The 22,809-nt window shown below is 46.8% G+C and carries 21 protein-coding genes; 10 read left to right on the top strand and 11 right to left on the bottom strand.

What is annotated here, in order from left to right:
* Positions 1 to 65: 65 nt before the first annotated feature.
* Positions 66 to 926: a hypothetical protein gene (locus MHN33_RS01510; protein ID WP_239393577.1), complete on the bottom strand. Its 861-nt coding sequence runs from the start codon at positions 924 to 926 to the stop codon at positions 66 to 68.
* 226 nt (positions 927 to 1,152) lie between these two features.
* Between MHN33_RS01510 and MHN33_RS01505 the strand changes: the two genes are divergently transcribed.
* Complete coding sequence (locus tag MHN33_RS01505) at positions 1,153 to 1,545, top strand: hypothetical protein (protein WP_239393575.1); 393 nt, start codon at positions 1,153 to 1,155, stop codon at positions 1,543 to 1,545.
* Positions 1,546 to 1,582: 37 nt separating this feature from the next.
* Here the strand turns inward: MHN33_RS01505 and MHN33_RS01500 are convergent, their stop codons facing one another.
* From MHN33_RS01500 to MHN33_RS01480, 5 genes are all read right to left on the bottom strand, one after another.
* Positions 1,583 to 2,521, bottom strand: coding sequence for a LysR family transcriptional regulator (locus tag MHN33_RS01500; protein WP_239393565.1), 939 nt, complete (start codon positions 2,519 to 2,521; stop codon positions 1,583 to 1,585).
* A gap of 12 nt (positions 2,522 to 2,533) precedes the next feature.
* A complete protein-coding gene (aceK, locus tag MHN33_RS01495; protein ID WP_239393563.1) occupies positions 2,534 to 4,258 on the bottom strand; it encodes a bifunctional isocitrate dehydrogenase kinase/phosphatase in 1,725 nt (574 codons plus the stop codon).
* 115 nt (positions 4,259 to 4,373) lie between these two features.
* The gene (locus MHN33_RS01490) at positions 4,374 to 4,847 is read right to left on the bottom strand and encodes a DUF4124 domain-containing protein (RefSeq protein WP_239393553.1); all 474 of its coding nucleotides are present in this window, start codon (positions 4,845 to 4,847) and stop codon (positions 4,374 to 4,376) included.
* An 83-nt stretch (positions 4,848 to 4,930) separates the two neighbouring features.
* On the bottom strand, positions 4,931 to 6,427 hold the full coding sequence (locus MHN33_RS01485) for a DUF3413 domain-containing protein (protein WP_239393543.1): 1,497 nt from the start codon (positions 6,425 to 6,427) through the stop codon (positions 4,931 to 4,933).
* A gap of 4 nt (positions 6,428 to 6,431) precedes the next feature.
* On the bottom strand, positions 6,432 to 6,644 hold the full coding sequence (locus MHN33_RS01480) for a DUF1414 domain-containing protein (protein ID WP_010382154.1): 213 nt from the start codon (positions 6,642 to 6,644) through the stop codon (positions 6,432 to 6,434).
* A gap of 66 nt (positions 6,645 to 6,710) precedes the next feature.
* On the opposite strand from MHN33_RS01480, the gene yejK reads away from it, so the two are divergent.
* A complete protein-coding gene (gene yejK / locus MHN33_RS01475) occupies positions 6,711 to 7,727 on the top strand; it encodes a nucleoid-associated protein YejK (protein ID WP_239393541.1) in 1,017 nt (338 codons plus the stop codon).
* A 61-nt stretch (positions 7,728 to 7,788) separates the two neighbouring features.
* On the opposite strand, the gene MHN33_RS01470 is transcribed toward yejK, so the two are convergent.
* From MHN33_RS01470 to MHN33_RS01460, 3 genes are read right to left on the bottom strand one after another with little or no spacing between them, the layout of a single operon-like run.
* Positions 7,789 to 8,826 carry an LPP20 family lipoprotein gene (locus MHN33_RS01470; protein WP_239393539.1) on the bottom strand — a complete coding sequence of 346 codons (1,038 nt, stop codon included), beginning with the start codon at positions 8,824 to 8,826 and terminating at the stop codon, positions 7,789 to 7,791.
* A complete protein-coding gene (locus MHN33_RS01465) occupies positions 8,774 to 9,388 on the bottom strand; it encodes a penicillin-binding protein activator LpoB (RefSeq protein WP_046005918.1) in 615 nt (204 codons plus the stop codon). The genes MHN33_RS01470 and MHN33_RS01465 overlap by 53 nt, the downstream gene beginning before the upstream one ends.
* Before the next feature lie 5 nt (positions 9,389 to 9,393).
* The gene (locus MHN33_RS01460) at positions 9,394 to 11,103 is read right to left on the bottom strand and encodes a hypothetical protein (RefSeq protein WP_239393537.1); all 1,710 of its coding nucleotides are present in this window, start codon (positions 11,101 to 11,103) and stop codon (positions 9,394 to 9,396) included.
* 202 nt (positions 11,104 to 11,305) lie between these two features.
* Here MHN33_RS01460 and MHN33_RS01455 point away from each other — a divergent pair, with 202 nt between their 5' ends.
* Together MHN33_RS01455 and MHN33_RS01450 are read left to right on the top strand one after the other, a co-directional pair.
* Positions 11,306 to 11,884, top strand: coding sequence for an LPP20 family lipoprotein (locus MHN33_RS01455; protein ID WP_239394985.1), 579 nt, complete (start codon positions 11,306 to 11,308; stop codon positions 11,882 to 11,884).
* Between the two features lie 51 nt (positions 11,885 to 11,935).
* Positions 11,936 to 13,249, top strand: coding sequence for a transglycosylase SLT domain-containing protein (locus MHN33_RS01450; protein WP_239393535.1), 1,314 nt, complete (start codon positions 11,936 to 11,938; stop codon positions 13,247 to 13,249).
* 588 nt (positions 13,250 to 13,837) lie between these two features.
* On the opposite strand, the gene rne is transcribed toward MHN33_RS01450, so the two are convergent.
* Positions 13,838 to 17,257, bottom strand: coding sequence for a ribonuclease E (rne, locus tag MHN33_RS01445; protein WP_239393524.1), 3,420 nt, complete (start codon positions 17,255 to 17,257; stop codon positions 13,838 to 13,840).
* A 510-nt stretch (positions 17,258 to 17,767) separates the two neighbouring features.
* Between rne and rluC the strand changes: the two genes are divergently transcribed.
* Together rluC and MHN33_RS01435 are read left to right on the top strand one after the other, a co-directional pair.
* The gene (rluC, locus tag MHN33_RS01440; RefSeq protein WP_239393516.1) at positions 17,768 to 18,730 is read left to right on the top strand and encodes a 23S rRNA pseudouridine(955/2504/2580) synthase RluC; all 963 of its coding nucleotides are present in this window, start codon (positions 17,768 to 17,770) and stop codon (positions 18,728 to 18,730) included.
* On the top strand, positions 18,720 to 19,388 hold the full coding sequence (locus tag MHN33_RS01435; RefSeq protein ID WP_239393514.1) for an HAD-IA family hydrolase: 669 nt from the start codon (positions 18,720 to 18,722) through the stop codon (positions 19,386 to 19,388). The genes rluC and MHN33_RS01435 overlap by 11 nt, the downstream gene beginning before the upstream one ends.
* Here MHN33_RS01435 and MHN33_RS01430 read toward each other — a convergent pair.
* Positions 19,350 to 19,937: a nucleoside triphosphate pyrophosphatase gene (locus MHN33_RS01430; RefSeq protein ID WP_239393512.1), complete on the bottom strand. Its 588-nt coding sequence runs from the start codon at positions 19,935 to 19,937 to the stop codon at positions 19,350 to 19,352. The genes MHN33_RS01435 and MHN33_RS01430 overlap by 39 nt on opposite strands.
* A 120-nt stretch (positions 19,938 to 20,057) precedes the next feature.
* On the opposite strand from MHN33_RS01430, the gene yceD reads away from it, so the two are divergent.
* The 4 genes from yceD to fabD are packed head-to-tail and all read left to right on the top strand — an operon-like array spanning position 20,058 to position 22,805.
* Entirely contained in the window at positions 20,058 to 20,582 is a 525-nt protein-coding gene (gene yceD / locus MHN33_RS01425) for a 23S rRNA accumulation protein YceD (RefSeq protein ID WP_239393507.1), read from the top strand.
* An 11-nt stretch (positions 20,583 to 20,593) separates the two neighbouring features.
* Positions 20,594 to 20,764 carry a 50S ribosomal protein L32 gene (gene rpmF / locus MHN33_RS01420; RefSeq protein WP_010382129.1) on the top strand — a complete coding sequence of 57 codons (171 nt, stop codon included), beginning with the start codon at positions 20,594 to 20,596 and terminating at the stop codon, positions 20,762 to 20,764.
* 11 nt (positions 20,765 to 20,775) lie between these two features.
* Positions 20,776 to 21,819, top strand: a complete 1,044-nt coding sequence (gene plsX, locus MHN33_RS01415; protein WP_239393504.1) for a phosphate acyltransferase PlsX — start codon at positions 20,776 to 20,778, stop codon at positions 21,817 to 21,819.
* A 59-nt stretch (positions 21,820 to 21,878) separates the two neighbouring features.
* On the top strand, positions 21,879 to 22,805 hold the full coding sequence (gene fabD, locus MHN33_RS01410; protein ID WP_239393501.1) for an ACP S-malonyltransferase: 927 nt from the start codon (positions 21,879 to 21,881) through the stop codon (positions 22,803 to 22,805).
* The last annotated feature ends 4 nt before the right edge of the window (positions 22,806 to 22,809 follow it).

Raw genomic sequence — 22,809 nt, 5'->3', positions numbered from 1 at the left:
TTAGGAGAAGAAAATGGAAGAATTATGAATACCCCAAATTAAAACAGACAATTGCGATTTTAGGGTTAAAGAGTGAGCCAGTCATCCACCAAAGGGGTGATAAATCCACACTGCCGATAAGCCTGGTGGATAAAGTTTTGTGTCTTTAACTTTGCCAGACCAAGCTGCAATGCGGTATATGCCTCTTTGCTAAGTGGATGATGCCTCGACACGACAAAGTGTCGGCTATCCTGCAGCGCGACCTTAATGCCTTCAATGGCTTCGATCCTGTATCCCTGTCCTTCGTAGTAAAACGGACGGGTATTGTTAAAAGAAACCAGCATAGCATCAACCCAGCCATTACTAACCAGTTTTGCCATAGTGATCCAGTCATCTTCGTGGTGTAACTGCTTGGGTTTCAGCGCTTTCAGGGTAATCCAGTCCACGAGCCATGCTCGACTACTTACGATACTGATATTGCTCAGATCGGTAGAAATTTTATCCCGTAGAGTTACTTTATTGGATCGCGATGTATAAATTCCCGCAAAGTACGCGCCTTTATTTATTATGGGTTCAGAGATATAAACATCGTCAGCAATAGTTTGTGCCTGAGATAACCAAATTGTGTCAAAGCTCATCAGGAGTAAACCTGACTCCAATAGTTTTAGATTCCTTGCATCATAATTTCCGAGTGTAAAGCTAAAGGTATGCTGAAAGCCTCCTTCCATCAACGCTCGTTGTGCAATAAGAAATTCGACGACATCGCGTTGGCATTTTGGGTGATTGAAGATTTCTGCTGAGAATTCAGAGATGGGCTGATCGGCTAGTATTTCTTGCGCGTATTTATATATGTCTTGCTCTATTGAAATTGAGATCTGCGCGTGCACAGAACAAGCAAAACTTAAAATAAGTAGTAGTTTCAAATATAAGAGGTTCAGCCAAGACATAGTGACTTCCTGTATGTACTAAGGCAAGTCTAGTTCAGAGCCAACTAGTTGACTATTTTTAAAGTGACAACCAGAGGTTTGTAGAATATGTTTGAATGCTATGGGGTGTGATGGTTTGTTGTAACTCAACCCCAAAGTATCAGGTACACCCGCAAGGGATCGGACAAACTGGCACTGACACCCGTGTGGCTGCTGGTCGGCGTCATCTCGGTTACAAGGAGCTAATATGAAATTTGAACAATTGTTAAACCACTTTGATATGGGAATATGCGTGGAGCAACTGCAAAAAGAATCCTTGTTGGATATTGCGTTGCTATTTGTTTGTATTGACGAAAAAATCGAAACCCAAGAGATGGAGATTGTTCGTGACTGGGCGAAAACTTTGCATTGGAATTCTGCTATTTGTCTACAGGATTATATGGATGATGCGTTGGGCAAGTGCCTAATCGCGATTAAGCAGGATGAAACAGAAAGTTATATTCAGCATAGATTGAGTCATATTGTGGATAAACCAATGCGCGAGCTGGCGGTGTCAATTGCACATAGGATCAGCGAAGCGAATGGTGAAGTCTGCGACAGTGAAAAGCGCGCACTGGCCATGCTGGAAAACGAGATATAGGGTAAAGTGCTCCCTACATCTCACTGCAAATAAGGCCCTATTTAAGCGCGTCGGCGACTTCGGCTATTTTTTGTCTTAGCCAGATGTGGCTGGCGTCGCGGTGTAGCAGTGGGCTCCAAATCATATCTAACTCAAATGGCGGGATAGGAAAGGGTGGTTCCAGAATCGCCAGGTTCGGGTCGTCACTGTAGATGTTGGCAGCTTTTGATGGCAAGGTTGCAATCAGGTTTTGCTCTTTTGCCAGGTGAATTGCGACGTGGTAATTACGCGTGAATGTTGCGATATTACGATGCTTGCCAAAATGTGCCAGCGCTTCGTCAACCCAGCCCAGCTTTTGAACATCTGCCGGATCCATACCTACACCGACCCCGAATCCAGTTTTACTCACCCAGATATGTCGCGCCTTTAAATAGGCATCTAAATTAAAATGTGCTCGGATTGGGTTATCTGATTTAATCAGACAACAAAAGCTGTCTTTCCAGATCCGTTTATGGTGAAAAGATTGTGGCAAGTTTTCAAAGCGATTGATTGCCATATCGACTTTACCATTTTCCACATCATGAAACGTCACATCACTCGGGGTCAGAATATCGAGGGTGGTATCTGGGGCTTCCATATGCAGTTTATTCAGTAGCTTAGGTGCCAAAGTGCTCGCGGCGTAATCGCTGGCCATGATGCGAAACACACGCTTGCTTTGCCTCGGGTCAAACTCTCGGTTAGGTGCCAGGGTTTCTTCCAGCGTCATCAGAATACCTCGGATCACAGGCTGGAGCTCAAGCGCACGCTCTGTCGGAACCATGCCTTCGCTGGTGCGGACAAGAATAGGGTCATTAAACAAGTTCCTGAGCCGCTTCAGGCCATTACTCATTGCAGGCTGGGTGATACTTAGCTGATTTGCTGCGCGAGTTACATTGCACTCGCGTAATAGCGTATCGAGATAGACCAGTAGGTTCAGGTCAATTTTGCTTATGTTCACTGTGTTCCTTTATTATTTTATATGTCGATAGAAGCGCTGTGAGGCAGGGTAGGGATAAATTTGCTTAACCACATGGGTTTGGATATCCCGCTGCGCCTGTTGCCAGTATTCCACCTTCAATAAGGCTTCATGCGAATGTTCAAACACCGCTCTGAGTTTAGGGTCTGTGAGGACAAATGTACACAGCTGTTGTGGAAATACGTCATTCGGTGCCGCAGAGGGCTCGGCCACACCACTGTATAAGTCGTCCAAAGATAGGCTGGGCATGGGCCTGAAGTTCATGTCGGTCAGATACTGAACTTCATCATAATCATAAAAAATCACTCTGTGGTGTTTAGTGACACCAAAGTTTTTAAGCAGCATATCGCCCGGAAAAATATTGACACTGAGCATTTCACGGATAGCATGGCCATAGTCTTCAATCACTTTTTTGGCGGTTTGCTCATCAGCGGTTTGCAAGAAAAGGTTCAAAGGCGTCATACGACGCTCAATATACAGGTGCTTAATCACCAGGTAATCGCCTTCATCTCGCAAGCTATTACTGATTGTGGCTTTGAGCGTGTCCAGCAGTGACGGGGAAAATTTCCTCTTGGGGATCACTACTTCAGAATATTCAATGGTGTCGGCCATACGGCCGACGCGATCATGACTTTTTACCAGCTGATAGCGTGCCAGTACGGTTTCTCTGCCGAACGGTTTACTTTCTGCAAAGATATCTTTAATCACTTTAAAGACAAAAGGAAAATTGGGTAGGGTAAATACCATCATTACCATACCCGGTGTACCGGGCGCGACAGTGAAAACATCCTCACTATGTTGCAAGTGGAACAGGAAATCACGATAAAACTCGGTCTTACCTTGTTTATGAAACCCGATGGCATTGTACAGTTCTGCAGTGGTTTTATTTGGCATCAGTTGCTGTAAAAAGCCAACCATAGCGGAAGGGGCATGGGTTTCGACCAAAAAGTATGCCCGGGCAAAGCCAAAAATAATCCGCATCTGAGCACTTTTTGTTAACAAAGCGTCGATATAAAGGCCCCCCTGAGGGTGGTGCAGAAGCGCAATGATAAAGGGTTGTACACCCGATTTAGACACAACCCGACCCACAATATACGCCCCTTTGTTGCGATAAAAAGGGGCCGTCAGTATATCGAAGCGTAGTCCATGGTGACTATGGTGAGTACTTGGTGCCTGCTTGATGAAGGCTTTGACCAGCAGCCGAATATCTTGTTCGAGGTCGCGAAAACCACATTGTAAGTCCATATTCGAGATGATATTGCGGATGGTGGGTTTAAGCCCGGAAATAACCGGGAAATAGCTTCGAAACTCCGCCTCAATAGGTAAGGTAGTGGGTTTTGTCAGAGTGGTTTCAACAAAGATAAAATCGTTCTTATAGTAGCGCCGGTGAAACAATCGACAAAAAACGGAATTAAAAAAGGTTTCAGCCAGCTCTGCCTGAGGGTGAAAGGAGAGTAGCTCCGCATAATGTTGCTTAACCTGATGCCACAGAGCTTCGTCAGGGGTGTGTTGTGGTGTATGCTTTTTGAGTTCTGTGACCGTATCGTTAACTCGTGCATCATAAAGGCTGATCCGTTGCTTGCTGATCTGCTCGATCTCTCCCCACCTTTGTAGCGCAAACGCCTGTGGTGCCCGTGCCGTTATTTGTTGAAATAATGCGTAGTGCGCATGAAACCCGGACAGAATATGTTCTGCGATTGTATGAACCTGGTAACTCATCGGACCTCCTAATCTGCGAGTTACTTTAACGCACAAGTGCCCGTCTCTCAAGAGTGAAAACCCGGACGCTTGTGGTGGTGCTCTCGTTTAACACTCCCAGGTCATAACAACAGTGCTATTCTAAGCGTTTAAGGCGTTTTTCAAGACTTGCAATCTCTTTGTTAAGGAGTTTGACCTCTTTAAGGTAGGCAGTATTAATGGATTTGATATTGCGCTTCACATCTTTGAGCATTTTGGCACGCTCATTTTTTTCCATCATGCGAGAAATGCGCCGTTGCTCATCCCGGGTGGCTTCATCTCGTTTTCTGCCCAAGATTGCGGCCTGATGTTTCTTCGCTCTGAGCGTTTTCTTTAACCTGAGCACCAGTTGTTGACGCTCAATATTGTTTAGTGTTTTTGTATGTTGGCCACTGGGGGGAGGGGCCTGAGGATCTGAGTGGCTTAACGTATGTTGCTCAGCGTTGGCCGCACAGGGATGCTGACTGTACACAATGGCTTTGTCGGTGACGCATTTGTAATAGCTGAAGCTTGTTTTTGCCTGACTTAATATAGGCAAGAACAACCAAAGTATGATAATCAATACCTTCATAACGAGTGCTTCCCTGAAACCTGTATTTACACTTCAAGATAGTCAAGTTGTTCAATATCGCAAGTGTTATGACAGACGCCGTGCTACTTTGCAGCCGGCGCCCGATTGAATTGCTTGAGCCGCTTAATGCTCTGAATTAAGAAGGGCACATCCAGTTTCTGATCCAGCGTAAAGCCTTCTTTTGCAGAGAGCTGTTTGTAACTTCCATCCTGAGCAATCAATGTGATTCGATCCTTTTTGTAGGCAACCAGAACGCCTCGAGAGTAGTTTACTCCTTCATTTAACGTGTCTGTTGCGATGTTATTACCAAGCGTACTCGCCGCTGCGAGCGTACCGCATTGGAAATGGTCTGCCATAATCGTGGTCAGTACATCGCTTATCTGGAATAGCTCAGAATACCCCTCAAAAGCCTTGATATTAGTATAAAAACGGGTCGTGGTAATCGTGTCTGAACTGTTGGGCTCAACAATGAGCATTAAGGGGGGAGACTGCTCCGAAAAGACCGGGTCTTGCTCATGGTATGATACCCGGATATCTGCATTCGTTGTTGCGCCAATATAGTCAAACTTGGGCAGACCAGAGACCGATAAAGACAGTCGACTAGACCAAACTGGAGGTGTTCTGTTCTCCATAAGCGGCTGCTTATAATAGGCCGGAAGGCCGTATAGCAGGTTAAACCTGAAATCTTCAGTCAGGGTGGGAACAAGCAGCTGCTCGGAGCGATGCCAGCCGAGTTGCAGCAGGCTTGCTTCGGTTTGTTCAGACAGCGTTTTGACGATATACAGGTTGACTGGCGCATTCTGAGCTGGACAAGACGATAGCGAAGCTGGTGGATGATAGCTGACTTCGTTAGGCCCGACATTCAGCGACCTTGCCTGGTTATACTTTTGCATGTCGAGTAATTCATGCCTGGCAAGCAGCGTCTTAGCCGTTGTTGGGTAGGATAATGGCAGTACATTGTCTTGCATCGTAATGTCGAAGTAGCTATTCGCATCTGCCCAGATGTGCATAATATGGCTGCTTGCAAAGCAAGTCACGAGTATGGTGCTGGCGAACTTTGGAAAGGCGTAGCCCTTTAATCGCTCCAGGTGGCGCCAGGCATGATTACCGACGATAAGTTCAAAGCCCAAAATCGCAGCGATCATAGCCAGTACAATCAGACTGTTAACAGCTGGGGAGCTGCTGATGGTTTTCCAGAATAAGGACAATATTTCCGGCAGTGCCTGAATATTTAAATGGTATCCGAGCTGGAAATAGACAAAGGCATCAACACTCAGCACGGTGATGCCCAGTGTTGCGACACAGGCTGCCATACCCCGAATGTGCCTTGGATAAGGGAATATCAGGCTGAGTGGAAAAATACTCAACACAAAAACACAAAAAGTAATAAAGCTGGTGTGGCTGAGCCAGGTGACCAGCATGTAGAGCCAGCCAAGCGTGGTTGTGGGGGCTTTGTCAGCGGCCAGATAGCTTAAGGTAATGAGTAATACCAAGCCAATGTTGGCAAAGGTAAACCAATGTCCCCAGCTTAATAGCTGACTGGCCTTTGAAGAAAAAGGGCTGTGTGAAGAAAGGTTCATTCAGTTACTTTACCGACTGAGTCAACGCCTTGGCAAAATTTTCAGCAACCGCTTGTCTTTTCTGTTCTGGCACATGCTCTTTAATGATGTGCGTGATAGAATTTCCTAAACACATTAAGCTTAAATCAACGGTTGCCTGATTCTCTGTCAGTACGTTTAACAGTTGGTCGACAATTTGTTCTACTTGTTCGTTGGAATATTTTGACTGGATAGGCATCGGTTGGTTCAAATAAAAAGAGTTATAATTCTTTCTATTCTAACACCAGAGGCGTTAAAAACAAAGATGAGCATTGAGGTGAACAAGCTTGTTGTACACTATGTCGACAAGCAAGACGAAGAAACACAAATTCATTTGCGTGAAGATGAAATGCAGATTAATGATCGAGTCGCGGTATTTATCGAGCAGCTCCATCACGCTTACAATGGTAAGCCCGGAAAAGGCTTTTGTGCCTTTGATCCCGACAAAGACAGCCGTGTTGCTTCAGCAATGCAAAGCTATCGCAACAACGAGCTGGCATTTTGGCATCTCACTCAGCAAGCAACCGAAGTTTTGAAAGAAGAGTTGAACAAGTATGCGTTCAATGAAACCGGCTATCTGGTGTTTTGTCATTATCAGTATGTTGCCAGCGATTATCTGTTGATAGCTATGATCAATATCAAGGAGCACTATTCGATTACCTCTGAACTGGACCTGGCAGCATCGCGACATTTAGACATTTCACGTATGCAGCTGGCCGCACGTATTGACCTGACAGCCTGGGATACGCAAGCGGACGAAAACCGTTATATCTCGTTCATTAAAGGCCGTGCAGGCCGAAAAGTAGCGGATTTTTTCCTCGATTTTCTGGGCTGTGCTGAAGGGATCGACCCTAAACAGCAGTCGCAGACTATGCTGCACGCGGTAGAAGACTACCTGGCTGAACAACAGTTTGGTAAAGAAGAGAAAGACGCGATCCGCAAGGAAGTCTTTGATTATTGTAATGACTGTATCAATAGTGGCGAAGATGCCGATGTCGAATCTTTGTCAGATACAGTGTCTAAGTCTTCGGATGTTCAGTTTGAAGACTTTTATAAGCAACAAGGCTATGAGCTGGAGGAGTCATTTCCGCTTGATAAAAAGACGGTCACCACTATGGTTAAATTCTCCGGCCTGGGCGGGGGCGTTAGCGTGGGATTCGAGCGCAAGCACTTAGGTGAGCGTGTGTTATATGACCCGCAAAATGACACTTTAATCATTAAGGGTGTGCCGCCAAACCTTAAAGATCAGCTGGAAAAATTCTATCAAGAAGACAGTGAGTAAATTAAAAAGGGCTAACTAGTGTTAGCCCTTTTCGTTAAGCCGACAAGACGGATTGTTCCGCTTAGGATTTGCCGGTCACCACAAACTGTGCCAGTTGAGTGCCTAGTTTGTTTGCCAGCTTAGTCATGGCGTTGCTTCTGGCTGTATCCTTGTAGCCCGATACTGCTTTTACTTTGGTATTAAAGTGTGCCTGCTCTTCGCCGTTTTCCATTACGACTAAGTAGCTCTCAGCCACACTGTAAAAAGTGTTAGCCTTGCTCATGTCCTGCCAGTCTACGGTAAACTTTAGGGTAAAGTCCGCCTTACCGGTGGTGACCTTGATCCCCTGAGAGCTGAGCGCTTTTGCCAGGATATCGCGGACCTTGCGATGTGCTGGGGTGTCACCCTCGATACTAAAGCTGATGCTATTAATGATTGCATCCGCTTCATCTTGTTTAGCGCGAACAGCGTCAGACAAAGCGATTGGGGCAGCTTGCAGCTGTGTCAGGTAACGATTCTGCTTGCTGCGTTTGACTAACAGCTCTTTAAGCGCGACGGCCTGTTTCAACTGCCCAGACTTACTGCCACCGGTTGCCAATCTGAACTGAGCAATGTCTTCATCGAGTGCACGAATGGTCAACTCAGTTTGCATGGCGGCTTCGGTGCGGTTAAATGCTGCTAATGCAAACGCTGTTTGCTGATCTGCACTGATGTATTCATCTTCAATTTTAACCCCCTGCAAATGAATGTCAGGCACCTGAGAGTTTATGAGCTCATCGACGTGAAACTGCATTGACTTCTCAGTGGCGGATTGCTCAATCCGGGTGTTGGCTGAGATGGTTACATTGAGCTGTTTAGCCAGAGCAAGTCTGGCTGACTCCTGTGCTGCCAGTTTGGCCTGCTGCAAGTCACCGGTATTTTGCGCATTGCCAACACCGTATATCATGTAGCTGGAGCTTGGCATGGCTGTGATCCATGCAGGCTTGGTATCAGCAGGTGTCTGGCTTGTATTATTTGCACTACAGCCGCTAAGAATTGCGGCTGTTAGCAAAGTGGCAAGCAGCGGCTTAGAAGCCAAAGCGCGAGCGCTCTTGCAGTTTTTGAATTTTCTTCTGTCCATTCCATACCTCACGGTTTGTGGTCATATCGATCAATCTCAGGTCGACCTGATAAAAAGTCACGCGGTCGCCGCCTTGCTCGTCAACGAATGAGTTGATGGTACCTGACAGGGCATAATCAGCGCCTTGTTCCTGACCCATCTCATTTTGCGTTTCCAGGCTGGCGTTGAGCTCCTGATCTTTCCTTTCATCGCGGATCTCCTGGCGAACATCTTTGTTTGCAACAAAGTCCGCCTGGCCGCTGCGTAAAATTGAACGCTTTAAGTCATTTAAGAAGGTATCAACCGCAATATGCTGATGCGACTTGTTGCGTACTGACTGGATTATAATAGCAGGGCGAGTGCCTTCTTTTTGTAAGTGATCGTTAACCCATGGAAAGCTCAACATGTCGTTGATCATGGCCTCTGCAACCAGTTGCGAGTCCTTACCGTTCCACTTGTCAGAAAGAGCAACCTCTTGATTTGCATCTACTCTTTGCACTTTTGTTGAGGAGCAGCCGGTGATGGCTAAGCTACATGCAACAACCAAAGGAGTTAGCTTTAAAAGTGTGGTTTTACAGTTCATAACAATTATTCCATTGTAAGCAGAGTGGTTGGTGCTGCGGATTGGGCACTTTCAATGAAAGTACGGGTATGCCACAGCGTCATATTTTCGTTGATTTCAAGTGTGTCAGATTGTTCTATTACTTTGCCCGAGCGCAGTTTAGTTTTGAGCGTGATATTAACGGTGCCCAATGTCACCGGTACCTGGGTGAGTTTAATCTGAGCTGGGAGCGACTGCCATTGACGTAAGTCAGCACTGGCCGTGACTGCGTTCATCACGCTGGTTGCCAACTTAGCAAAGCCATCAAATGTTTGCAGCCCGGTGCTTTGTATTGCTTTATGGGCTGTCATAGCCTTAACCACTTCACGGGTAAGTGCAATTTGCATTTCCCGGTTGGCATTTTTCAGTGCGCTTTGCAGGGTCAGCAGGCTAACAGAGTGATAGTTATCCAGTTCTGCGACTTTTTTGCCCTCAATCCAAAGTTCAGATTTGTCTATTTTTTGCTTGAATGGCTCAAGGTAAGTCACCGCGATACGACTACCGTGTTCCAGTGCGTCTATCAATCCAGCCGTTTTTGCACTTTGCCACAGGGTGTCGCCCAATGGCAGGCGTTTAGTCAATACCCCCATGGCAACGTCACCTAAGTCGCCGGTGGCATAATTTTGCATCATATCGAACAGGCTGGTGTCTGCGTATAGCATCTGAAACCACCACATTTGCGCTTTTCGTTCAGCTGGTGTTCCCCAAAGGATGGGGGTAACAACCAGTGCTTTAGCACTGTGATCTGCTCTCAGTAGTAAATTAAATTCTTTGCGTTGTGGGCCAATGCCCGCATTCTGAACGACTGTCAGGCGGGGACCCGGTTGCGTGGTTTCAGTAATGCTGTCGCCCCATTTTTTCTCGAGTTCGTTCAGCTCATTACGATAGCCACCGGCTTTTCGCATGACGCGTGCCAGGTCCGTATAGGCCTGTTTTGTGGCGTGCTTGCCTAAGTTGTATTGGTCGGCAAAACCTTGTTCAAATGCCGAAGCAGCTCTTTGATACTGAATGCGGGCAGCATCCAATTCGTTGCTGCTTTCATACAGAATACCACTGATATAATGCGCAAATGCGTCATCTTTATAGTCGACGTTTTTCAGCAGGTCGTTGGGTGCCAAAAGCGGCTGCAAAATACGCATTACTCTGTCAGTGAGTCCGTCGCCACTCGGGTTGCCATCATAGCCACCCGTTTCATCGGTGAGGGTCGACAAATAGGTATCAAGCTGGCGCATTTCAACCAGAGCGGCATCCAGGTAGTATTGTCTCTGTGCAGGATGTCGATTTGCTAAAGCATTATAGTTAAGTGCTTTAAATACGTTGATCAGGGGGCGATGGAACTCCTTACCGGAGAATGTGGTATATGTAGGGCCACTTAGCAATGCCAGAGCTTGCTCCGAAACACTGATGGTGTATTGTTCTTCAATAATCGCTTTGGCTTTGTCTAGGTTTTCGTTACTTAGCTGGTACCTTTGCTCTAGGTGATACAATGTGCCTAGTTCAAGATAGCGCAGTAACTTGTTTTTACCTGAAGCCGAGTAACTTGTTTCTATCGCAGATTTAGCTTGTTCAAACTGGCCTTGCTGAGCAAGCAAAATTGAATTTTTGTTGGCGGGTGTTGTATTGCATCCAGTCAGAACCACAATCAGGGCCACGGTTAACCAAGCTCGATAATGCAAAGTATTGAATAGAGATAGCATTACGCTTCCTTTGCTTGTAATAAAGTTTACGGTGACTATACCAAAAAAGTTGGATATATTTGCACTAACTTAAAGATTATTTTGCTTTTTTTGAAGCTGAATATTGTAAGAAATCGTTCTTACAATTTATTACTGTAAAGCAATCAGGCTTTTGTTAAATTTAAATCATCGCTTAGCAATCAATAGCTCGAAGGACAATATCATGAAGATCAAACCGCTTATTACTACTATGCTCGTGGCAGGGATGTTAACAGCCTGTAGCTCGACTGGAGAAAAATCAGCCTCTGAGTCGAAAATTAATATACCTGACTGGGTGTTAAATCCGGCTGTTGAAAACGGCATCGCTGCTGCAGATTGCGTGAAATTTTCTGGAAACATCTCGATTGACCAGAAAATGGCTGTGGCTAATGCAAGACTGGCACTGGCACAACAGATTGAAACGCGCATTGAAGGCCTGGACAAAACATTTGCAAACCGTACCGATGCGAATGAGGAAACGACCGTAGGCGCGACCTTTAGCTCAGTTTCAAAGCAATTGACAAAGCAAACACTCAATGGCTCTCGCGTGATTAAAGCAGACGTGGTCGAGATTGGTGGCAAGGATTATTTTTGTGCGCTGACGACATTATCACCGGCATTGACAAAAAGCCTCTTTAAAGACCTGGTAAAAGAGAGTAAGAAGCAAATAAACCCTCAGGATGAGCAATTCCTGTACCAAGAGTTTAAAGCATTTAAAGCAGAAAAAGATCTGGAAAAAGAAATCGCCAGATTAACCAATTAATCGAATCGTAAGCGCACCGTAAGGTGCGCCATTCATTGATAGGAGTGGGCTGTGAAAACCATACTTGCATTGACGATTGCATCTCAGTTTGCCGCCGCTGCCGCGGTTGCCAGTACATCCGGTTTATTTAATGAGCTGGAAGCGGCAATGCAAACCTATGACAACAGCGCCCAGGAACAAACAGAATTTGAGCGCTATAAGGCGCAACATTTACAAGAGTTTAATGACTATGTTGAAGCGCATTTTGCAGAGTTTGATGCGTTTCGTGACCAACTGATCCAGCAGTGGGGAGAAGCAAAAGTCTCTGATCAAGGCCAGTTTGTCAGATATTCCGAGGATAATCGGGAACGCCTGGAAGTTGATTTTGAAAACAACGAGTTAGTCCTTAGCGTACGCCATCATGCAGGAACGCACGTCTCAGATCAGCAGATTTCGCAAGCCATTGAAAGGTTTAGGCAATCTGAACGTAAGCTGTTCCAGTCCTTCCTCAGTGGTGAATCATTGGCTAGTGGTGTCAGCGAACGAGAGCAAGCTGCGATAGATAACGGGCTGCGTGTGAAATCTATCATTGCAGCAAAGGCACAGATCAAACAGCAAACCCAGGAACAGAAAAAGCTAGCCGAGCAGCAGGCTGATGAGGCGCTGGCATTGGGCTCAGATCCACACAAGGTGGAAGCTGCGAGTAAGCAGCTAACAACGAAAAAAGCGGAGCTGGATGCGCTGGCGACCAAGCGAATTAAAAATCTTACCAAATCTGTCAGAAAGATCTCTGAAACTGAGCCTCAGCAGGTGACCCAGGTACGGATAAAAATGCCGAAAAATGGTCTGGCACATAAGCGCGCCTCGGAATATCAGGATCAAATAGCAAGGCAAAGTGAGCGTTTTGAAATTGAGTCAAGCCTGGTGTTGGCGGTTATGCACACAGAGAGCCATTTTAACCCCTTAGCCAAGTCACATATTCCGGCATTTGGCTTAATGCAGATAGTACCAACCAGCGCCGGGGTCGATGTTAATCGCTTCCTGCACAAGCTGGATGAGCCAATGAGTCCACCGTATCTGTATGTGGTCGACAACAATATTGAAGCAGGTACAGCGTATTTGCATCTCCTCAACGATCGCTACTTGAGTGCAATTAAAGATCCTCTAAGTCGTAAGTATTGTATGATAGCGGCTTATAATACGGGGGCTGGTAATGTCGCGAGTGTGTTTAATGCGGACGGCTCTCGCAATATAAAACGCGCAGCAAGGGTGATTAACTCATTATCCCCTGAGCGTGTGCTGGAAGCGTTACAGCAGGGGTTACCCTACAATGAGACACGCCGATACCTGAAGAAAGTGCTGGCGACTGAAAAGTTGTATATTTAATCCGAAACTGAAATATCAGAGCTAATCGTTCTGGTATTTCCACTTATTCCTCGCCCTGTTTGCAGCACACTTCGCAGTCATTAACCTTCATTTCATACCTGCCTTGTTATAGATATAGCGATCCGCTATACCAATACACTTGAGTCCCACTACATTCGCCTCAGACTCGTTTGTTGATACCAATTTGCTTAATATAGTGTTCTATTTTGAGGCGAGAAATATGTTCGATAACCAGGCAAGAATTTGCGAACTCATACCTTAGGTAAAGGTTCTAAATGAGAAATTTTTAACACAGTTAGCGTCATATTTGCTCCGTCAAATTGAACAGATATTAAGTGAAATTGGTGTTAGATAGTGGTGTGCCGATTCTGGCTACTCCCGGCGCTGAACACAGCTTAGCGGGGGACTCACTATACTGTTGAGCGGGTCATTGAAAATTAGTCGTGTCATAGATATGGCTTTCTCGCACTGAGATTGCTAATAGGTTATGTGCAGAGGAGAGCCAGCAAAGGTAAAGTCGACGAGTGCTTATGAAGGGATCAAAAAGGGCCGCTCATGCGGCCCTTTTAGGCGGTTTAATACAAAAACCTATTCGTAACTTGCGGGTGAAGCCATGGCTGAGCTTGCTCTTGCTGTCGGAGACTTAGAGCCTGAGCCTTGGCCACTGTCGCTGACTTTTTCGCGCATAGAGTCAGGCATTGGCAGGACTGTAATGGCATTATCAGCACTGCTATCAGCCGCTGCTTTTGTCATCGGTGCTGCAGCACCGCATTGATAACGCACACGTACTGACACAGCCGATTCTGTTGCTTGTGCAAGTGGTGCGGTTTCAGCAGGTGCTTCTTCCACGTGTTCTGCTGGAGGGGCGGCAACCGGTACTTCTTCTACTGGCTTCGCAGCTGGTGTATTAGCAATCGGCGCTTCTTCCACAGGCTCAGTAGCGGGTGTATCAGCAATCGGCGCTTCTTCCACAGGCTCAGTAGCGGGTGTATCAGCAATCGGCGCTGCTTCCACAGGCTCAGTAGCGGGTGTATCAGCAATCGGCGCTGCTTCCACAGGCTCATTAGCGGGTGTATCAGCAATCGGTGCTGCTTCCACAGGCTCAGTAGCGGGTGTATCAGCAATCGACGCTGCTTCCACGGGCTCAGTAGCGGGTGTATCAGCAATCGGCGCTGCTTCCACGGGCTCAGTAGCAGGTGTATCAGCAATCGGCGCTGCTTCCACGGGCTCAGTAACGGTTGTATCAGCAATCGGCGCTGCTTCCACGGGCTCAGTAGCGGGTGTATCAGAAATTGGCGCTTCTTCCACTGATTTTGTGACAGATGCTTCAACAACGGATGCTTCTTCCTCCCGCACTGGAGCAGGGATATCAGCCTTCGGCGCTTCATCAGCCTGTTCTGCTACCGGGGCTTTAGCTTTAACAGCGGCTGCCTCAGTTTCAGAAACGCTTGCCGCTTCTTGTGAATCAACGTCTGATGCTTTTGCTGTGGCGTTTAACTCAGCTTCAAACTCGGCTGCAGCCTGATCCGCGACAGGAACAAACGCAGGCGTTGCGTCTTTATTCTCATTACGTTTGCGCTTTTGGCCTGCTGCTCTTAGATGACGCGGAGAGCGACGAGAACGAGTACGAGGTTGTTCACGTTGCTCTTGGTCTTCGTCAGGGGTCTCTTCAACTTGTGATTTGTCCTGACTTTGTCCCTGAGTTTGAGTTGCTACCTCGTTCGCGGAGGTTTCAGCTGTTTGTGTCTGTTTCACCTCTTCCTGTGGGGCAGCTTCATTGACAACAGCCTCAGTGTTTTGGTCTGCAACTTGTTCAGGTTGTTGCACAGGTTCCTGTGTACCCTCTGGTTGTACTTTAGCAGCCTCATCAGTGGCTTGAGCAACTTGGGTTTCACTTTCAATTCGCACTTTCTTTTTCAGGTTGCGGCGTTGACGGCGTGGCTTGTTCGCTTTCTCCTGAGTTACCTGTTCTGTGCCATCTTGTTTTTGCTCAGCATTTTGCTCAGCATTTTGCTCAGCAGTTTGCTTTGATTTGTCTGAGTCGTTACGGCGACGCTGGTTCTGGCGACGGCGCTTATTACGGCCTTCGCTGCGTTCCTGGTTGTCGTTTTGCTCATCTTTGCGAGTCTTGTCATCGCTTTTGCCGTGCTCAACTTTGCGGTTGTCATTGCGCTCATCGTTGCGACGGTCATTACGATTACGGCTCTTACGGCGCTGCTGGTTACGGCGACGATTGTCCTGACGCTGGCGAGGTTGCTGCTTAGGCTGTTCTTCCTCTTTTTGCTCTTCCTCACCACCAAACAAGCCTTTCAGCCATGTTCCAATACGACTTAGTAAGCCGACTTCCTCTTCTGCTTGCTTCTGCGCTTGAGGTTGTTTAGCTGCTTCTGTGGGTTGAGGTGCAGGTGCTGGCGCTGTTGGCATAGCGACGCCTTTCAGAACAGGCTCTTCTTTGACCACAGGGGTAGCTATTGGTGTAGCGACCACTTCAACTTCAGGAGTCACAACCTGCTCGTAGCTCACACTCTCTGGCACATCGTCTTTGCGCAGGCGAACCACGTCATAATGGGGTGTTTCCATGTGTTGGTTAGGAATGATCACAACGTCACAATTGTGGCGCTTTTCAATGCGCTGTACCGCCCGGCGTTTTTCGTTAAGCAGGTAAGAGCCTACTTTTACAGGCACTTGCGCGTTAACCTGAGCGGTGTTTTCTTTAATCGCTTCTTCTTCGATGAGACGCAAAATAGACAAAGCAATCGATTCGTTTGAACGAATCGTGCCCTGGCCGTCACAACGGGGACAAGAATGTTGGCTGGCTTCACCCAGTGAAGGGCGCAAGCGCTGGCGTGACATTTCTAGCAGGCCGAAGCGTGAAATTTTGCCAATCTGTACACGGGCGCGGTCTGCCCGTACTGCATCTTTCAGGCGGTTCTCTACTTCACGCTGGTGACGCGGTGGCGTCATATCAATGAAGTCGATTACTATCAGGCCACCTAGGTCGCGCAAACGTAGTTGACGGGCAATTTCGTCAGCAGCTTCGAGGTTGGTATTTAACGCCGTTTCTTCAATATCGCCACCTTTGGTCGCTTTGGAGGAGTTGATATCGATAGAGGTCAGTGCTTCGGTTGGATCAATTACGATCGAGCCGCCAGAAGGTAAGCGTACTTCACGCTGGAAAGCCGACTCTATCTGGCTTTCGATTTGATAGTGTGTGAACAGCGGAACATCGTTCTGGTACAACTTAACGCGGTTGATGAAGTCAGGGCGAAAGCGCTCAATATGGGCTTTTGCTTCTTCGAATACACGGGCTTTATCAATTAGGATCTCACCGATATCGCGGCGTAAATAGTCGCGAATAGCGCGGAAAATTACATTACTTTCCTGATGAATTAAGAACGGTGCTTTGCCGCTATTGGCTGCATTCTGGATAGCTTCCCAGTGCACCAGCAGGGCTTTCAGATCGTATTCTAATTCTTCAAAAGACTTGCCCACACCCGCTGTACGTACGATCAGACCCATGCCTTTTGGCAGGTTCAGGCGACTCAGCGCTTCTTTCAATTCGATACGTTCATCGCCTTCGATACGGCGAGAAATACCGCCTGCACGAGGGTTATTGGGCATCAGTACCAGGTAACTACCGGCCACACTGATAAAAGTGGTCAGTGCCGCCCCTTTTTGGCCTCGTTCCTCTTTATCGACCTGAACGATGACTTCCTGGCCTTCTTTGATCACATCTTTAATGTTAGGGCGTCCATTGAAGGTATAACCTGAAGGGAAGTATGTTTTGGCAATTTCTTTGAGAGGGAGAAAACCGTGGCGCTCAGCACCATAATCAACAAAAGCGGCTTCTAGGGAAGGTTCTATACGAGTGATTTTACCTTTGTAAATATTGGCTTTTTTCTGTTCATGACCAGGGCTTTCGATATCAAGATCGTACAGACGCTGGCCGTCAACCAGTGCAACGCGCATTTCTTCTTGCTGCGTCGCATTGATCAGCATACGTTTCATATTTTTACTCTACTTAATTTTTTACACTTTGCCTGTGCACGCTAGTTCAGGTGTTTAGTGTTCCTATTTTTATAATGCAGTCTCACGACTGGGAGACGGGAACAATCATTTACATCCGCATGCAACGCTTACGCCACACTGCTTTTTAAGTGGCGGGTTACTGAGTGTTTCACTCAACTTGCAGATGTCGCACGGGCCTAAACGTATCCCGACTAAACTACACAAGACATTAATAATTATTGCTTTTAATTTCGGTTATTTAGCTGTGTTTAATCAGTACAATGAACTATTACACGCTTCATTTCAGATTAAACGCACGTATTTGTCACTGGGCCGGGTCGATAAAGCTGTGGAAATCTCAGCTCTAATCTGTATGATCCTCCACCCAAGATGTGCATCACAGCGGCATCAATGCGATAAAAAGCACGCTCGCAAAGATAGGCGGGCCGATTATCCCACTAATACCTGCGTGATAGCAACTAAATTATTACTCAATTCAGTGATTAGGCAATGTCAGAAAAAACCGGCTTAAAGGTAAGTTTTGTAACCATAACAGAAGACCAACTCGGTCAGCGCATAGATAACTTTTTGCTTACCCACCTCAAAGGGGTGCCAAAGAGTGCAATCTACAAAATTCTTCGCAAAGGGGAGGTCAGGGTTAACAAAAAGCGGGTCAAGCCGGTGTATAAGCTGCAACTGAACGACGAAGTGCGTATTCCGCCGGTTAAAGTGGCTGAAAAGTCAGAGTTTGTACCGAAGAATCTGGACAAAGTAGCCGGGCTCGAAGATGCGATTCTGTATGAAGATAAATATCTGATTGTCATGAATAAGCCATCCGGAATGGCGGTTCATGGCGGCAGCGGTCTGAGCTATGGACTGATTGAAGCAATTCGTGCTTTGCGCCCGGAAGAAAAGAGCCTGGAGTTAGTACACCGTCTCGATCGCGATACCTCCGGCTGTTTATTGATCTCAAAACGTCGCGCCATTCTCAAGGGGTTGCACGAACAGCTCAGAGAAAAAACCATGGAAAAGAATTACTGGGCACTGGTGTGTGGTGAGTGGTCTGCAAAGCATAAAAATGTTACTGAGCCGCTGCGCAAAAACACCCTGCAATCCGGCGAGCGGGTGGTGCGAGTTGATCACGAAGAAGGCAAAGCGTCGCATACGCGCTTTCGGGTACTGGAGCGTTTCAATGGTGCGACCTTGGTTCAGGCATCGCCTGTCACAGGACGCACCCACCAGATCCGTGTGCACACTCAGTGCAAAGGTCACCCAATAGCGTGTGATGATAAGTATGGCGATCAGGTGTTTGACAGCCAAATGCGCCAGCTGGGCCTGGGTCGCTTGTTCTTGCATGCCCGTGAGCTTAGATTTATCCATCCTAAGCATGAGACTACGCTACATGTTGAAGCACCACTGGATAAAGCGCTGGAGCACTGCCTGACAACACTAAGAGGTACCCATGGCATATAAACTGGTTATTTTCGATTGGGATGGCACAGTTATGGACACGGTGCCAAAAATTGTCAATACCTTGCATAAAGTCGTGGCATGTCATGGGCTTGAGCCCATCTCGAATGACGCCGCCAAGTCGATAATCGGGTTATCACTAGAAACGGCTATGGTGACCTTGTTTCCAGAGCAACAAGCAATGGCAGCTGAGTTAGCACAAACCTATAAACGTCTATATAAAGAAGACACAACGCCCATAACTGTGTTTGAGGGAGTTGAAGCACTGCTGGCCGAACTGAAAGCTCAGGGCATTTTACTTGCGGTTGCGACAGGTAAAAGCCGCGCTGGTTTGGATAACCTGCTGGCACACAGTGGCTTGAGTGACTATTTTTGTGTCACTAGAACGGCAGATGACGCAAAGTCAAAACCCGATCCTGATATGTTACTGCAGATCTTAAGCGAGTTGGGTGTACCCCCAGAAGAGGCAATTATGGTGGGTGATACAGGGATTGATATGCAACTGGCCAGCAATGCACATGTACCCGCTATCGCCGTAACCTTTGGCGCTGCCAGCGCAGCGCAACTCACAGCTTATACACCACTGGCATTGTGTCATAGCTATGCTCAGCTGAGTGACTTTCTATTGTCCGAGTACATCGACGCCGAACTCTGCCAATGATTTAGTCAGCTCAATCAGAGGGAGCCCAATTAATGTATTCGGGTCGTCTCCCTCTAGTTTGTCGAACAGGCAAATACCCAGCCCTTCACTTTTAAAACTACCCGCGCAGTTGAGCGGTTGCTCTTTTGCGACATAGTGTTCAATCTGGGCGTCTGTTAGCTGACGAAAATGCACGTTAAATGGCACAACCTTAGTAACGGCCCGTCGTGTCTCAAGCTGGTAGACACACAACCCGGTCAGAAAAGTGACCACCTGACCACTGAACTGTTTGAGTTGTGCATGGGCATTTTCTACAGTGTGTGGTTTACCGAGGATCTGATCATTAAATAAAGCAATCTGATCTGAGCCAATCACCAATCCATTGCTATAATGTTGGTGCGCGACGCGCGCTTTGCTTTCACTTAATCTGGCAACCAGATCGGCAGGGGCTTCTTGTGGATGCCCGGATTCATTAATGTCGGGCGAAAAGCTGTCAAATGGCAGGCATAATTTTGCTAAAATTTGCTGCCTAAATGGCGAGCTGGAGGCTAATATAAGTGGTGATTTCATAAGTACTGTCACTACGTTGTAGGAAATTCTCCATAGGATAATCACAACGTGGTTAAAAACAATATGAAAGTTTAATTTTGCTTTGACTAAAGCTCTAACTATCTATATGATGCAGCCCCTATGCAAAAGGTGAAAATTCCCATCACCATTGATCCTTGCAAAGCGGCACAGCGCCGGGCCAGTTATGACGGTGTAATAGCGCTTGAAGAACTTTCTCGTTTGCAGCAAGTTGTGCAAGATCAAGTAGGTGAAATAGCGGTAACTATTCGTTGCGAAACAGACCAGCAAGGTTTGGTTGTTGTACGTGGAAGCGTACAGGCCAAAGTCACCGTGTTGTGTCAACGTTGTAACGATGAATTAGGGTTGGATTTGGAACAAGACTTTGCGTATTCGCCAGTCGGATTCGGTGCAGAGTCGGAAGAACTCCCTGAGTGCTATGATGTTGTGGAGTTGGATGAAGAAGGTGAAATTAATCTGCGGCAAATTGTCGAAGATGAGTTGATACTGGCGATCCCCATCGTTCCTAAGCATACAGAAGCATCCTGTTCATTTTCTGATAAGCCAGTTAGCTTTGGTGATATAGAAGAACAAGAGAGCAAACCAAATCCATTTGAAATTTTAAAACAACTTAAGAAAGATTCTTAGGAGATAGGCTAATGGCGGTACAAAAAAGTAAAGTGTCACGTTCACGTCGTGGCATGCGTCGTTCACACGATGCTATTAACGGCCCTACACTAACTGTAGATCAGGTTTCTGGTGAGACTCATCGTCGTCACCACGTAACTGCTGACGGTTACTACAAAGGCGAAAAAGTAATTTCTAAGTAAGAGATTACTTTATGTACGCTGATCTAACCATTGCGTTAGATATGATGGGGGGCGATTACGGCCCCCGTTCATCAATACCTGCTGCAATCGCCGCAGTCGAAAAACATCCTCGTTTAATTCTCTTACTTTGTGGTAACCGCACAGTTCTTGAAAGTGCACTTGAAAAAGCCAATGCGCTATCCCATCCCCGTTTAATCGTTAAACACTGTGACGAAGTCGTTACCAATACATGCGATCCTGCTCAGGCATTGCGAAATAAACGAAACTCCTCGATGCGAGTCGCACTGGACCTGGTTAAGTCTGGTCAGGCGCAAGCTTGTGTGAGCTCCGGTAATACAGGGGCGTTATTGAGTATGGCACATTACGTTCTGAAAATGTTGCCGGGTATCAAACGACCCGCTTTGATCACGTCTGTACCGACAGAAAAAAAGCAGCCCGTTTATCTGTTAGATCTTGGCGCCAATATACAATGTGATCCTGAAACCTTATTTCAATTCGCCATTATGGGGTCTATTGTCGCAGGTGCTGCGCTTAATCTGGACAGGCCTAAAGTCCATTTGCTCAACATTGGACTCGAAGATATCAAAGGGCACGATGGTATTAAGCAAGCTGCCAGGTTGATGCAGAACAGTTCAGTGATCAATTATCAGGGGTATTGTGAAGGGAGTGATATATTTTCAGGCAAGTCAGACGTCATTGTATGTGAGGGCTTTGTTGGCAATGTGGCATTGAAAACCTGTGAAGGGATTGCCAAACTTATCATGTTTAAGTTTACAAAAGCGTTGAAAAAGCACCTTTTTTACCGTTGTCTGGCATTTTTACTCAGGCCCGTCATAAAAAAACTGTATAAACGAGTGAACCCCGACCAGTATAATGGCGCAAGTCTGGTAGGATTGCGCGGTATTGTAGTGAAAAGTCACGGAAATGCGTCGAAGAAGGCCTTTATGGCTGCAATTGAAGAAGCGGCCAGAGAGATCGACAGACGCATTCCGGATAAGATTCAGGCGACCTTTGAAGAAATGGCGCCGATTGAAGAGACATCTGCCAGATCCTAGTTTCATCCAAATAGTGTGGCTAAGGAAATGGCAGAATATAGAAATTATAAGAGCGCACTATGTCACAAAAGATAGCTTTACTATTTCCAGGCCAGGGCTCTCAGAGCGTAGGCATGCTGGCTGAATTATTAGAAACTTCCCAAGTTGTTCAGGATACGTTTGCAGAAGCCTCTGCTGCACTGGGTTATGACCTGGCTAAGCTCGTATCAGAGGGTCCTGAAAGCGAATTAAATGAAACACATCGTACTCAGCCTGCATTGCTGACTGCCAGTGTGGCGATTTTTCGTCAATGGCAGAGTGAACAGGTTGACGCAGAGCTGGTATTAGCTGGTCACAGCCTGGGTGAATATTCGGCATTGGTGTGTGCAGGCGTACTGGAGCTGTCTACAGCCGTTAAATTGGTTGAAAAACGCGGTCTGTATATGCAACAGGCAGTACCAGCAGGTACTGGCTCTATGGCAGCGATCATCGGCCTGGATGATGACATCATCGCAAAAATCTGCGAAGAGCAGGCAGAGCAACAAGTGGTTGCGCCGGTAAACTACAATTCACCGGGCCAGGTCGTGATTGCAGGTCACAAAGAAGCAGTTGAGCGTGCCTCTTTAGCTTGTAAAGAAGCTGGTGCTAAACGCGCCTTGCCTCTGGCGGTTAGTGTGCCTTCTCATTGTGCACTGATGAAGCCCGCTGCGGATCAATTGGCGGCTGACCTGGCAGAAATTGAATTTGCAACGCCCGCATTTCCCGTGATCAACAATGTTGATGTTGCGCAGCAGCAAAGTGGTGAGGCAATCAAAGATGCCCTTATCCGTCAGTTGTATAGTCCAGTGCGTTGGACTGAGACGGTTCAGCAATTAGCGAAAGACGGCATCACACAGGCGTACGAATTTGGTCCGGGTAAAGTAATAACCGGTCTGATCAAACGAATTGATAAATCTGTAGCGTGTAGCGCCGTCAATGATTCGGCTGCAATCACGTCTGCAAAGTAAATGA

It is taken from the genome of Pseudoalteromonas sp. OOF1S-7, from assembly GCF_022347765.1.
In the GTDB taxonomy this organism is placed as follows: Bacteria; Pseudomonadota; Gammaproteobacteria; order Enterobacterales; family Alteromonadaceae; genus Pseudoalteromonas.
The sequence above is the reverse complement of the archived record's forward strand: the minus strand, read 5'-3'. Positions and strand labels throughout refer to the sequence as shown.

Excerpts from the sequence above, each read along its gene's own strand:
- MHN33_RS01510 (WP_239393577.1), bottom strand. The coding sequence starts at position 926 with ATGTCTTGGCTGAACCTCTTATATTTGAAACTACTACTTATTTTAAGT.
- MHN33_RS01505 (WP_239393575.1), top strand. The coding sequence starts at position 1,153 with ATGAAATTTGAACAATTGTTAAACCACTTTGATATGGGAATATGCGTG.
- aceK (WP_239393563.1), bottom strand. The coding sequence starts at position 4,258 with ATGAGTTACCAGGTTCATACAATCGCAGAACATATTCTGTCCGGGTTT.
- MHN33_RS01490 (WP_239393553.1), bottom strand. The coding sequence starts at position 4,847 with ATGAAGGTATTGATTATCATACTTTGGTTGTTCTTGCCTATATTAAGT.
- MHN33_RS01485 (WP_239393543.1), bottom strand. The coding sequence starts at position 6,427 with ATGAACCTTTCTTCACACAGCCCTTTTTCTTCAAAGGCCAGTCAGCTA.
- MHN33_RS01480 (WP_010382154.1), bottom strand. The coding sequence starts at position 6,644 with ATGCCTATCCAGTCAAAATATTCCAACGAACAAGTAGAACAAATTGTC.
- yejK (WP_239393541.1), top strand. The coding sequence starts at position 6,711 with ATGAGCATTGAGGTGAACAAGCTTGTTGTACACTATGTCGACAAGCAA.
- MHN33_RS01470 (WP_239393539.1), bottom strand. The coding sequence starts at position 8,826 with ATGGACAGAAGAAAATTCAAAAACTGCAAGAGCGCTCGCGCTTTGGCT.
- MHN33_RS01465 (WP_046005918.1), bottom strand. The coding sequence starts at position 9,388 with ATGAACTGTAAAACCACACTTTTAAAGCTAACTCCTTTGGTTGTTGCA.
- MHN33_RS01460 (WP_239393537.1), bottom strand. The coding sequence starts at position 11,103 with ATGCTATCTCTATTCAATACTTTGCATTATCGAGCTTGGTTAACCGTG.
- MHN33_RS01455 (WP_239394985.1), top strand. The coding sequence starts at position 11,306 with ATGAAGATCAAACCGCTTATTACTACTATGCTCGTGGCAGGGATGTTA.
- rne (WP_239393524.1), bottom strand. The coding sequence starts at position 17,257 with ATGAAACGTATGCTGATCAATGCGACGCAGCAAGAAGAAATGCGCGTT.
- rluC (WP_239393516.1), top strand. The coding sequence starts at position 17,768 with ATGTCAGAAAAAACCGGCTTAAAGGTAAGTTTTGTAACCATAACAGAA.
- MHN33_RS01435 (WP_239393514.1), top strand. The coding sequence starts at position 18,720 with ATGGCATATAAACTGGTTATTTTCGATTGGGATGGCACAGTTATGGAC.
- MHN33_RS01430 (WP_239393512.1), bottom strand. The coding sequence starts at position 19,937 with ATGAAATCACCACTTATATTAGCCTCCAGCTCGCCATTTAGGCAGCAA.
- yceD (WP_239393507.1), top strand. The coding sequence starts at position 20,058 with ATGCAAAAGGTGAAAATTCCCATCACCATTGATCCTTGCAAAGCGGCA.
- rpmF (WP_010382129.1), top strand. The coding sequence starts at position 20,594 with ATGGCGGTACAAAAAAGTAAAGTGTCACGTTCACGTCGTGGCATGCGT.
- plsX (WP_239393504.1), top strand. The coding sequence starts at position 20,776 with ATGTACGCTGATCTAACCATTGCGTTAGATATGATGGGGGGCGATTAC.
- fabD (WP_239393501.1), top strand. The coding sequence starts at position 21,879 with ATGTCACAAAAGATAGCTTTACTATTTCCAGGCCAGGGCTCTCAGAGC.